Annotated in this window: 13 protein-coding genes; 1 reads left to right on the top strand and 12 read right to left on the bottom strand. The window is 36.5% G+C overall.

Annotated elements, in window-relative coordinates; translation table 11 throughout:
- Positions 1-60: 60 nt before the first annotated feature.
- Together IGI65_RS08755 and IGI65_RS08750 are read right to left on the bottom strand one after the other, a co-directional pair.
- On the bottom strand, positions 61-405 hold the full coding sequence (locus tag IGI65_RS08755) for a hypothetical protein (RefSeq protein ID WP_438773945.1): 345 nt from the start codon (positions 403-405) through the stop codon (positions 61-63).
- Entirely contained in the window at positions 402-1,055 is a 654-nt protein-coding gene (locus tag IGI65_RS08750) for an endonuclease III domain-containing protein (RefSeq protein WP_438773944.1), read from the bottom strand. The genes IGI65_RS08755 and IGI65_RS08750 overlap by 4 nt, the downstream gene beginning before the upstream one ends.
- A 60-nt stretch (positions 1,056-1,115) precedes the next feature.
- On the opposite strand from IGI65_RS08750, the gene IGI65_RS08745 reads away from it, so the two are divergent.
- On the top strand, positions 1,116-1,676 hold the full coding sequence (locus tag IGI65_RS08745; RefSeq protein WP_438773943.1) for an SOS response-associated peptidase: 561 nt from the start codon (positions 1,116-1,118) through the stop codon (positions 1,674-1,676).
- 62 nt (positions 1,677-1,738) lie between these two features.
- Here IGI65_RS08745 and IGI65_RS08740 read toward each other — a convergent pair whose 3' ends face one another.
- From IGI65_RS08740 to IGI65_RS08695, 10 genes are all read right to left on the bottom strand, one after another.
- Complete coding sequence (locus IGI65_RS08740) at positions 1,739-3,094, bottom strand: TrkH family potassium uptake protein (protein WP_438773942.1); 1,356 nt, start codon at positions 3,092-3,094, stop codon at positions 1,739-1,741.
- Between the two features lie 124 nt (positions 3,095-3,218).
- Positions 3,219-3,851 carry a V-type ATP synthase subunit D gene (locus tag IGI65_RS08735; RefSeq protein WP_071865651.1) on the bottom strand — a complete coding sequence of 211 codons (633 nt, stop codon included), beginning with the start codon at positions 3,849-3,851 and terminating at the stop codon, positions 3,219-3,221.
- 5 nt (positions 3,852-3,856) lie between these two features.
- The gene (locus IGI65_RS08730) at positions 3,857-5,233 is read right to left on the bottom strand and encodes a V-type ATP synthase subunit B (protein ID WP_095005644.1); all 1,377 of its coding nucleotides are present in this window, start codon (positions 5,231-5,233) and stop codon (positions 3,857-3,859) included.
- Entirely contained in the window at positions 5,226-7,007 is a 1,782-nt protein-coding gene (locus tag IGI65_RS08725; RefSeq protein ID WP_071865653.1) for a V-type ATP synthase subunit A, read from the bottom strand. The genes IGI65_RS08730 and IGI65_RS08725 overlap by 8 nt, the downstream gene beginning before the upstream one ends.
- Before the next feature lie 15 nt (positions 7,008-7,022).
- Positions 7,023-7,334 carry a V-type ATP synthase subunit F gene (locus IGI65_RS08720; protein ID WP_438773941.1) on the bottom strand — a complete coding sequence of 104 codons (312 nt, stop codon included), beginning with the start codon at positions 7,332-7,334 and terminating at the stop codon, positions 7,023-7,025.
- Entirely contained in the window at positions 7,324-8,316 is a 993-nt protein-coding gene (locus IGI65_RS08715) for a V0D/AC39 family V-type ATPase subunit (protein WP_438773940.1), read from the bottom strand. Before IGI65_RS08715 ends, IGI65_RS08720 begins: the two co-directional genes overlap by 11 nt.
- Before the next feature lie 54 nt (positions 8,317-8,370).
- Positions 8,371-8,967 (bottom strand): hypothetical protein, encoded by a 597-nt coding sequence (locus tag IGI65_RS08710; protein ID WP_438773938.1) that lies wholly within the window; start codon positions 8,965-8,967, stop codon positions 8,371-8,373.
- Between the two features lie 27 nt (positions 8,968-8,994).
- Complete coding sequence (locus IGI65_RS08705; RefSeq protein WP_016172044.1) at positions 8,995-9,465, bottom strand: V-type ATP synthase subunit K; 471 nt, start codon at positions 9,463-9,465, stop codon at positions 8,995-8,997.
- Positions 9,462-11,438 (bottom strand): V-type ATP synthase subunit I, encoded by a 1,977-nt coding sequence (locus tag IGI65_RS08700; protein ID WP_438773937.1) that lies wholly within the window; start codon positions 11,436-11,438, stop codon positions 9,462-9,464. The genes IGI65_RS08705 and IGI65_RS08700 overlap by 4 nt, the downstream gene beginning before the upstream one ends.
- Positions 11,428-11,748: a hypothetical protein gene (locus IGI65_RS08695; protein ID WP_438773936.1), complete on the bottom strand. Its 321-nt coding sequence runs from the start codon at positions 11,746-11,748 to the stop codon at positions 11,428-11,430. Before IGI65_RS08695 ends, IGI65_RS08700 begins: the two co-directional genes overlap by 11 nt.
- Between the last annotated feature and the right edge of the window lie 227 nt (positions 11,749-11,975).

The following is an 11,975-nucleotide window of genomic DNA, read 5'->3' as shown; positions in this document are numbered from 1 at the left end:
TAACTTTTATCTTAGATTGATCACTAACCCAGTATAGAACGTTTGTTCGCAAAAGTGAAGTTAATTTTTCCATAAATAAGTAATATCGGCTAAAATATTTTGTGCATCCGTTAATTCTTTAAATGGAATTTGAATTATTTCGCTTGGAACTTCTAAGACAATAGTTGATGCATCAATTTTGACATGAATGTTTTCAGGTGAAATAAAAATGTGCGTAAATGCATCTAACGAAACGTTTGGAGTCACAATATATAGCCCTTTTTGGCTAATTAAACAAAATCTTTCATCACTTGTTTCGTTTAATAAAAAAGTCATTAATTCTTCTTCTGACATAATCGAATCAGCATAGGCTTGCAATAATAAAAACTGCTGAGTCTTTTTAAAAACACTAAAAAAGGGATTCAAATTTCTTCCTCCTTTTGTAAATTTATTTTTGTGTGGGCTAAAAAGCTGTCGGAGAATTTATTACCTTTTAAAAAAACTTTGCCAAACTCATCGATTAATCCATGAAATTCCTGCGCCTCCGTTAACGTGAAACCAGTAAGATTGACTAATCTTTTTAAAGACTGATAATTTGAAAGTCCGGGAGTGCCTAAGTTGGTAAAAAGACGTCTTGCATACGTGTCTGAGACAAATACTGGTACATCAAAAACATATAGCATTAATACATCAGCCGTTTCTTCCCCAATACCATGAAGATTGAGCAACTCATTTCTTAAATCATCTCCATAATAATCACGAATTTTTATAAAATCTGTATCAAACCGCAGTAACCAATTAAAGACTTCGTGAATTCCCCGGCTTTTATTTTTAAAAAAGCCACTCGGACGAATAATTTCTTGTAGTTTTTCTAAAGGCAGTGCAACAATTTTCGTACTTGAAAATTCGGTTTCTTTTTTTAAGTTTTTTAAAGATAGCGCCGCATTTTGCCAATTAGTATTTTGGACTAAAATCGCCCCTAATACTATCTCTTCTTTTGAATCAGCCGGCCACCAACCTTGCGGCCCCATCTCTTGAAACATTTTTTGATATAATGCATATAGCTGTTGATTCAAATAATCACCTCATCTTTATTATAGCGTAACTAAAAAATAAAGCTGGAAAGGAGTCTTTTTATGTGTGGCCGTTACCTCTTTGATTTAAAAACGTTGGAACTAGAAAAATATTACAGTCAATTACAAGAATTAGGAAAAACCGGGGAGGTTTTTCCTAGCGAAAAGGTGCTAACCATTGCTATCACTAAAAATGATCAAATTAGTCTAGGGCTCACCAATTGGGGCTTTACCACCGATAAAAATAAAAGCCGCATTATTAATGCCCGCAGTGAGACTGTCACGGAAAAAACATTATTTGCCGAAAGTTTCCAAACGCACCGTTGTGTATTTCCAATGACTGGTTTTTATGAGTGGGATAATGCAAAAAATAAATTATTGTTTATTCCACCAACTGAAGAAGCTATTTATGTCGGTGGTTTTTATCGCAAACATAAAGGCGAATTAGAATCAATTATTTTAACGACTACGCCTAATGAGGTAGTGGCACCTATCCATAATCGCATGCCGTTAATTATAAAAAAAGCAGACATTCGGTCCTGGTTAAAAGATGAGCAATTTGCCATTGATTATCTTAAGCAATCAGTTGATACTACTTTAATCGTAAAAAAAAGTATGTCGTAAAATGCACGACATACTTTTTCACAACGTTTAGTTTACATATTCAAATTATTGACAACTTAATGCTATCCAATTAAAACTGATTCTTCGGGATATTTAAAGTGTTGTTCTTGTTGACGTGCTTTGGCAATCAGCGAGAATAATACTGTCATAATTCCAACTCTACCAATAAACATTAAAGAAATAATAATTACCTTGCCTATAATACTAAGCTCTGGTGTTAACCCCATCGTTAATCCTACAGTCCCAAAGGCTGAAATCACTTCAAAAACAATGTATTCTAAACCTAGACCATCTACGTCGGGAATTTTTTCGGTTACCGATAAAATCATCGTAGCAAAAATGCATAAGGTAAGTGTAACAAAAAATAGCGTTAGTGCTCTAAAAATGGCATCAGCGGGAATAGTCCGACCGCTAAATTCGGCCCGATTTCTTCCTTTTAAAATACTCTTCATCTGAATTAGCAAAACGCCAAATGTTGTCGTCTTTAAACCACCAGCAGTTGAACCTGATGTACCACCAATGTACATTAAAACAATGGTTAAAATTAAGCCGGCATGGCTCATTTCAAAATAGTTTACTGAATAATAACCTGCCGTTCGCGGGGTAACTGCCATAAACATCGTATTAAAGAAGCGTTGTAACTCATTTCCAGCTACGAGAAAATGACCATTGTGCTCGGTTACATAAAAACCCACTGTTCCAAAGAATAAAAGAATTCCAGTCATTAGTAACGCAATTTTAGAATGTAAAGACAAGCGTTTTTGCTTGCGATAACGGATTAAGTCAAACCAGACTAGAAAACCAAGTCCACCCGCAATAATTAAAATCATGATGACAAAAAGGAGCCAAATGTCCTGTTGATCATTAGCCAAGCTATCACCTAAAAGATCAAACCCCGCATTACAAAAACTAGAAACAGAATGAAAGACGCTAAACCAGATACCTTTTAACCATCCATATTTTGGTACAAAAGAAAAGCTTAAAGCAAAACTTCCTAAACATTGAATAATAACAGAAGTTAAAAGGATGTACCGCATTAAATTGACACTACCATTCATTTGCTCCAAGTTAAGGGCATCTTTTAAAATCATCCGCGTTCGTAAATTGATTTTCTTTTTGGCAATCATAAAAAAGAAAACTGGTAAGGACATAAAACCTAATCCTCCTGTTTCAATCATGACTAAAATGACAAATTGACCAAAAGGAGTCCAGTGTTCAGCTGTATTGACTGTTGTTAATCCGGTCACACAAGTCGCTGACGTGGCTGTAAATAAAGCGTCAATAAAAGACGTCACTTCCCCCGTCCGACTGGAAATAGGTAACATCAATAATAATGAGCCCACCAAAATCACGGTTGCAAAGCCCAATGAAATTAGCTGGGGCGTCGCTAAGCGGATTTTTTTCAATTGTTTCAACAAACTAACCTCCACCCTACCCAATCAAACTTAGTGATAGGAAATATAATTGGGTAAACATTTTATTACCTCTGATTGTACCAGATAAATAAAAAAAGTTTCCGCTTTTAAACGGAAACTTTTTTCGTTAATTGCGATTCATGTTTTTTATTTTAATCATTCGTGTTACTTCAGAGCGCTCATTTTCTTCAAGCTTCATTTTAATGTAGTAAATTGTTTCTTCAAGTTCAGGAATTGTCATATATTCCAATGCATTCACACGACGTCGGGTTTTTTCAATCTCACTTGCCATCAGCTGACATGTTTTTTCGATTTCTGTTAACGCCAATAATTTGGGTAAAACCGTCTTAAAACGTTCAATTGCATTATCTAGCGGTACATTGGAATTAATATAGCCATATTCTAAAGGCGCTTTGAAAATATCTTCATCATAATGAAAGTTTAAAACTGGAACTTCCACGCTCATAATATTTTTTTGATCCATTTCAAGTTCCACCCGCGTTGCTGGTAGAATGAAAAGTTCTTCAATAAAAGCTTCGTTTAACGTCACATTAGCTAAACGAAAAGCGCGCATCGCACTTTCCATCATCTGCTCAACGGCTTGACGTAAATGATTGTTTTCTTTGACCATTAAAATAAAGCGGCGCATCAGTTCATCTTGTTTATCTTTTAGTAATTTATGTCCTCGCTTAGCGGTTGTTAGCTGCTTTTGTAGCCGGGCTAACTCCATTCGCGTTGGATTCACATTTAAACGCGCCATCTAAATTACCCCTTTTCTGGCAAATACTTTTCAATCATATCGTCTTTAATTCGTTTTAATTCAGTTTTTGGTAAAATACTCAATAATTCCCAACCTAAATCAAGCGTCTCAATAATCGAACGATTCGTTTCATAGCCTTGGTTCACATATTCAGTTTCAAAACGTTCCGCAAATTGGGCATAAATTTTATCTACATCAGATAAAGCAGAATCCCCTAAAACTACGGCCAATTCTTTTGCTTGTTTTCCTTGAGCATAAGCTGAGAATAATTGATTCATCGTAGCCGCATGGTCTTCTCTAGTTTTGCCTGGTCCAGTCCCTTTATCTTTTAAACGAGATAGAGACGGTAAGACATCAATTGGGGGCTTAATGCCACTTTTATATAAATCACGCGACAAAATAATCTGACCTTCAGTGATATATCCCGTCAAATCGGGAATTGGATGTGTTTTGTCATCTTCAGGCATGGTTAAGATTGGAATCTGCGTTACAGAACCTTTCAACCCTTTTATTCTACCTGCGCGTTCATACAAAGTAGCTAAATTGGTGTATAAATAACCTGGATAGCCACGACGACCAGGGACTTCGCGACGTGCAGCTGAAATCTCACGTAACGCCTCACAGTAATTGGTCATATCTGTCATAATGACTAAGACGTGCATACCTTTTTCATAAGCGAGATATTCCGCCGCAGTAAGAGCCATCCGTGGTGTGGCGATTCGTTCAATTGCCGGATCATTCGCCAAGTTCATAAAGACCACAGAGCGATCAATCGCACCAGTTTTACGGAAATCTTCCATAAAATATTCTGCTTCTTCAAAAGTAATTCCGATACCCGCAAAAACCACGGCAAAATCATCATCTGTATTTAAAACAGATGCTTGTCTGGCAATTTGAGCAGCTAATTCTTTATGAGGCAAACCTGAACCAGAAAAGACAGGTAATTTTTGTCCTCGTACTAATGTATTTAGGTGATCAATCGAAGAAATACCAGTTTGAATAAATTCATCCGGATAATCTCTTGCCATTGGATTGATAACTTCACCGTTAATATCCAACATTTTCTCAGGCAAAATTTCTGGACCGTTATCTTTTGGTCGGCCTAAGCCGTCAAAAGTACGACCAATCATATCCAGCGAAACACCTAATTGTAGCGGATGGCCTAAAAAACGAACAGCAGAATCTTTTAGATTAATGCCGCCTGTCCCTTCAAAAATTTGGACCAAGGCTTTATCTTCAGATATTTCTAAAACTTGCCCTTTACGTAGTTCACCTGTTTGTAAACGTACTTCAATTAGTTCTTCATACTTTACACCGGCGACTTTATCGACAGCCATTAAGGGGCCAACCACTTCACCAATCGTTTTATATTCTTTAATCACGGTTCATGCCCCCTTCTTGGATAATTGTTTTGATTGTTTCTTTAATTTCTTGTGCTAAAGCAGTAATTTTATTAATCTCATCTTCTGGCACATATTTCATGCGGGCAATTTTATCCCGTAATAAAACTGTTCCGGCCATGATTTCAGACAAATAAGAACCTAATTCTAACGCCCTTTCGGCTTCTTTACCAAATGATAAAATATTTGAAAGCATTTGATATTGTTTTTCCCGTGAAGTAAAAGTATCTACATCATCAAAAGCGTTTTGTTGCAAGTAGTCTTCACGAATAGATTTTGTGACCTCTAGTAATAATTGATCTTTTTCAGACAAAGAATCAATTCCGACTAAACGCACGATTTCTTGTAGTTCAGATTCTTTTTGAAGTTGTCGCATTGCATCTGTTACCAGCTCAGACCAAGGAACTTGTAATTCTTGATCTAAATAATTTCCAACTTCTGTGTCATATAATGAATAACTCTTTAGCCAATCAATCGAAGGAAAATGACGTTTTTGAGCTAAGGTTGAATCCAAGCCCCAGAAGACTTTTACAACGCGTAAAGTATTTTGAGTGACCGGTTCTGAAACGTCCCCGCCAGAAGGAGATACGGCACTGATTGCTGTAATACTTCCTTCACGGCCTTCTTGTCCAAGAGCAATAACTTTACCCGCACGTTCATAATATTCTGCTAAGCGTGAGCCTAAATAAGCCGGATAACCTTCATCCCCTGGCATTTCTTCTAGACGACCTGACATTTCCCGTAACGCTTCAGCCCAACGAGAAGTCGAATCGGCCATAATCGCAACAGAATAGCCCATATCTCTAAAGTATTCCGCAATGGTAATCCCAGTATAAATAGAAGCTTCTCGAGCTGCCACCGGCATATTAGAGGTATTGGCGATTAAGATTGTTCGCTCCATTAATGATTCACCAGTATTTGGATCAATTAATTCCGGAAATTCGTTCATAACGTCGGTCATTTCATTACCACGTTCGCCACAGCCGACATAAACCACCAAATCGACATCCGCCCATTTGGCAATTTGATGTTGAACGACGGTTTTGCCCGCACCAAACGGACCGGGAACGGCTGCTGCCCCGCCTTTTGTAACAGGAAAGAAAGTATCAATTACCCGCTGGCCAGTAATCATAGGCGCTTGTGGATTCATTTTTTCTTTCACTGGTCGTGCCCGCCGGACAGGCCATTTTTGTAGCATCGTAAATTCTTTATCACCCGTTGGTGTTTCTAGTACATAAATAACTTCATCCAAAGTAAATGATCCTGATTTGATTGCTTTAATCGTACCTGAAACGCCATTTGGTACCATAATTTTATGGGTAATAATTTTTGTTTCAGCAACAGTACCAATAATATCTCCAGTTGAAACAAAGGTTCCCTCTGATGCACTAGCAATAAATTCCCATTTTTTTTCATGATCTAACGCAGGTAATTGCACCCCACGAGTTAAAAAGTTACTTTTTGTCTGGGCCATGAAAACATCTAATGGTCGCTGAATTCCATCAAACATTTGCGAGATAATGCCAGGGCCTAATTCAACCGATAACGCTTCTCCAGTTGAACGAACAGGCTCACCCGGCCCAATTCCTGCAGTTTCTTCATAAACTTGAATTGAGGCAATATCGCCTCTCATTTCAATAATTTCGCCAACAACGCCAAGACTACCTACAAAACAAATATCTTGGATGCTGGCTTCACTCATATTTTCGGCCATTACTAAAGGACCGGATACTTTGATTATTTTGCCAACTTGCACTATTTTTTAGCTCCTTTACAAAATGTTTTGCCCGACTGCTTTTTCAACATTGTCTTGAATCATTTGGCGTCCAATGCCTAAAGTACCATCGTGATTTGGAATTAAAACAACAGATAACTTAGGATTGGACTTATATCGCTCAATTTCATCTGCAATTTTTTTGCCGCATTCTTCCGTTAGATAAATAACGCCATAGCCTTCAGCTGCCATGTGACGAAAAGCTTTTAAAACAGCCTCTTTGCTAGTATCAGAATAGACGGAAAACCCAAACAATTTAAAGGGTAATACAGACTCTTTATCTCCGATTACGCCAATTTTATATGTCATAGGTTATACGCATCCTCTCTTTTATTTGTTCATTCGTAAAGCCACTTCTTTTCCCAGTAACGATTAAACGTAAATTTTTCGTTTCAATTTCTTTTGCATTTAAATATGCTAATAATGGTAGTGGACCAAAAGCTTGTGTTTGAGCGGATGCAAACATTTCTGTCAACCGGTTATCTTTAATCTGATCCAAGCGAGCAAAATTAATGGTTTCACCGCCAATAGCATCTTTTAAAAGATCTGCGTATTCACTTGTTAACAGATAATCACGTAACGCTGTTATCTCTTTATCGGCAAAACTTAAGTATGTTTCTTTTGGAATACTGCCAGAGCTGGATAAAACGGCCGTTAAAAAAGCTTGACTGCGATTTTGCAACACACAACGTAATGCTGTAATAATATTAGTTAAATCGATAAACGTAATGATTTCTTGTAACAATTCTGGATAGCCCAACAGCTCACCTAAACGTCGTTGCTCTTTTAAAAAGCCACGATCGTAAATGACGTCAATCCCTTGTAAAATAGCTGATTCCAAAAGATATTCTCGCACTTCATTGATACTGTCCAAAATAGAAGAAGGCAAAACTGCTGATTTCCCTGTATCAATGGCATGTTTTAATTCTTCTAATGAATAAAAACCATCTGGTAAATAGAGGTGGTCAAAGTTTTCACCAATATAGTGGGCTTTTGTCAATACCTTTAAATTATGCAATGTAAAGCGCATCGTGAAGATGAAAACCACTTCAGGTACTGGTGCACGTTCCACCAATTCGCTGTAACTTGCTAAAAGCTCTTTATTTAAAACCGCAGCAAAATCATTGGGAAAATCAGCCGTTAAATAGTTGCCATAAACAGTTGTATTTAGAAGTTCTTTTATTTTTGGTAAATCAGCAGCAATTAATTGCTCATAAAAAGCAGGAGCTAAAATTTCGGTTTCTTTTAAACGAATGTAAGGATTCAGTTGATGATATAAATCTTGTTTCATAAACGCGCTCCTTGTCATAAAATCACTTTTTATAACAGACTAAAATTAGTACTGTTACTCCTCAAACAGCATTTTTGAAATGCTGTTACTATCTGTTGCTTTAATTTCATTTAATAAATCACGGTATAAAAAGTTATATTGCACACCTTTATCGTCTACTACAAAGCCATAAGATTCTGTTGTAATAGGATCACCATAATGTAATTCGTAACGTAATTTAGCATTTAATTTTGCTAACCAATCTGCAGTATATATTTCAGCGGGCATTTGCTTGGATGGTTGGAAGACAACTTTTTTGTCAGCTTCAAAGGGTAACTGTTCCAAACAACTTGCTGCAAAACTTTGGGCCTCACTTACATCCCAAGCTTGCATTTTAGCGTATGCTTCTGAGAAGACTTGGCTAAGGTAACTTTGTTTTGCCATTAGAGTCTCTTGTTTAACTTCCATCTGTTGTCTGGCGTGCAACTGTTTATATTTTACTTTTTGATTTTTCGTTAATTGCGCTTGTAACTTTTCGTCCTCAATTTCCAATTTTTGTTTTTGTTTCAAAAAATCTGCGTCAATTTGCGCGCGTTGCTCTTTTTCAAATGCAGTTCTTTTTACCGTAGCGGCTTCATCAATCTGTTCGATAATTTTTGTAATTGCATCCATCTGTCTGCCTCCTTCTACAATTAGAAACTAGATGCTACCTAATAATAGAAATGAGATAACAAACCCTAAAATAGCATACATTTCAACCATTACCGCAAACATTACCCCTTTAAAGAAATGCTCAGGTTTTTTGGCTAAAATTTGAATACCAGCAGCAGCAACTTTACCTTGCGCCATACCAGAAAATAAACCGGTAAAGGCAACTGGTAAAGAGGCCATTAAATAAGCCATGCCAGTCACAATTGACATATCGCTTGATAGGCTACCATAAATCATAAAGGCGATAACAAAGCCATATAAACCTTGAGTACCAGGTAATAACTGTAAAATTAAGGCTTGACCAAATTTTTCAGGCTGACTAGTAGTTAAAGCAGCTGCGGCTTCACCGGTTAGTCCTACCCCTTTAGATGAACCAATTCCTGAAAATATTGTTGCAATCCCCATTCCAATAATTGCAAAAATCATACCACCTTGGTTATTAATTAAAAAATCAATCATTTGTTTTTTCCTCCATCTTCTTCGTTAAAATTTACATATTTTTCCGTTGGTTTAAACGTTTTAAAAGCACGGCCACCACCGTTATAAAATTTGCCGAAAAATTCGACATATTGTAAACGCGCCGCATGAACATAAGCACTTAGTAAGGATAAGAAAATATTTAATCCTTGTAGGGCGATAATTAAAACTGCACCAGCTGTAAAGCGCGCTGCTGGGGGCATGTAGCCAACTAACATATTAAAGGCTGCAGCAATACTACCACCAGAAATTCCTAAAGCCATTAAACGACTATAACTTACAAAATCACCAATATAGCTGGTAACACCATAAAGCTCATACAAGCCCATGAAAAAGCCGCCTACTTTTGATTTTCCTGTTACTGCAGGAATTAACAATACGCATAGGGCACCAATTACTGCTACAATTACCCCTAATACGAAAATTGCATTTGAAGCAAGCACCATTTTACCTGCTGCAGCAATGATAATACCAGCCAAAATAGCTTGCCAAGAAAAGCCTTGGTTAACTGCTTGCAAGTAATCTTTTTTCTTGATATTTTCTTTGGCAGCTAAAAACAAACCGGTGAAAAGTTGAATCCCACCAAAGACCATTGAAATACCAAAAATTGCCATAAAGTCTTGAGACGGCGATAAGACGTGAAACGGTAATTCCGCCCCAAAACAGCTACCGTAGATAAGACCCCAAATAATGGTTGAAACTGATAAATATTGAAACAGTTTCATAAAACGAGCGACACCTTTACTTAAGATGATTTTCTTTAATGCAAAAGTTGTAACTAAAAGCATTAAAATACCATACCCTAAGTCAGCCACCATCATCCCAAAAAAGACAAAGTAAAAAGGTGCGAGCCATGGTGTTGGATCGATTTCACGGTACTGGGGTAAGCTATACATTTCTGTCAACATTTCAAAAGGTTGAACAATTGCAGGATTTTTTAATTTCGTTGGTGTTTTTAAAGTGACAATTTCTTCTTCTGTAGGTTCACTATAAGTATAATAAATCTCATGATTAGGAAAATGCTGCGCTAACTGTGTTTCAAAATGCTGACAGTCGTCTTTTGCTAACCAACCAGTTAGTACAACTAAATTCTCGGATTTTACTAAACCAGCTTTGACATTTTCCCGTTCCTTTTTTGCTAAAATAACTTCTTCGGCTAATTGTAATTGGGCAACTTCTTTTTTGTATTGGCCAATCTCTGCTACCAGATCATGTTCTTTTTTAGCAAGTTGGGCTAACTGTGTTTTTGCCTCTTGTAACACTTGTTTTGGCAACTCATTATAAGGATTGGTTTCTTCTTTTACGCCAAATTTTTGTAGTAGTGACTGGACTAAATTAGCTTCTTCTTTTAAATACACCAATGCAAAACCAGTGACTTGTTTTTCGGTAAAAATATTTTCCACATATAAATTAGGGTTTTCTTTTATTTCACTTAAAAAATCAAGCCATGATTGATCATCTAAAGTACCAAGTAACATATTGGCACTAGCGGTATCATCGGCAGTATAAGCATCTAAGCTTTGCCACAATGTTGCCCACTGTTCTTTTTCTTGGTTACTCTTTTTAGCTTCTTGCACGGTGCGCCAACGATTTTGTAAATCTTCCAAGTTTTCCAGTTGACTAACAAGGGCTTGTTCATCAAATTGTTTTTCAAAAGACAGAAAATCCAAGTTTTTCCGTTTTAATTCAACTGTTTTTTCTTTCGCATTACCATGATTTTTTACAAAGCGTAAGTTTCTTTCAATTTGTTGTAATAATTTTTCGTATTTTTGTAGGTTTAAAGAAGAAGATTGTAAACCTAATGGAAAATAGTAATCAATCCATTGTCTATTATCTTCATCAGCCAATAAATCTGTAATTTCCACTATTTGTAAAGATTGCAATAATTGTAGCAAATGCTCTTGGTGAGATTTTTCTAAGATGAGGGAAATCTTTTTTACTGCTTCAACTGCCATAAGTTTGTTGCACCCTTTCTATAATGAAAGTGGCGACTTTTTCATGGCGCTCGTTATAAAGCGTAGTAAATGTCGCTTTTTCTTTTTTAGCAGCAGCTAAAAGATCTTCTTTTTCTTTTTGTAAGGCAGTGGCTGCAATTTTTTCATTGGCATCACTTTCTTGTTGCCGCTTTGCTTTTAGGCCGTCTTGTAATAATTTTAGTTCGGCTTCTTTTTCAGCAGCATACTCTTGTAATTCCTTTTGTAGCTCCGTTTGCAAATTATCATTGCGCATTTCTGCTGCTTTTATTTTATCTAAAGCTTCCTTCAAGTTAATTCCTCCTTTACTATGCTATAAAAAAAACGCACTTCAAAAATTTGAAGTACGTTTTAAAAAGCACCTCAAAAATGCTCTTCTCACCCCTTGAAGAACGCGATCCTTGAAGTCTTTGACTCAACCATTACAAAATATAGAAAAATAATACTCTATTATGATAACAAACCCTAAAAAAAAAAGCTATGACTTTAGCAAAAAAGTCATAACTTTTCGACGAATAA

The sequence above is a fragment of the Enterococcus sp. DIV0755b genome (assembly GCF_051713765.1).
Taxonomy (GTDB): Bacteria; Bacillota; Bacilli; order Lactobacillales; family Enterococcaceae; genus Enterococcus_C; species Enterococcus_C canintestini.
The sequence above is the reverse complement of the archived record's forward strand: the minus strand, read 5'-3'. Positions and strand labels throughout refer to the sequence as shown.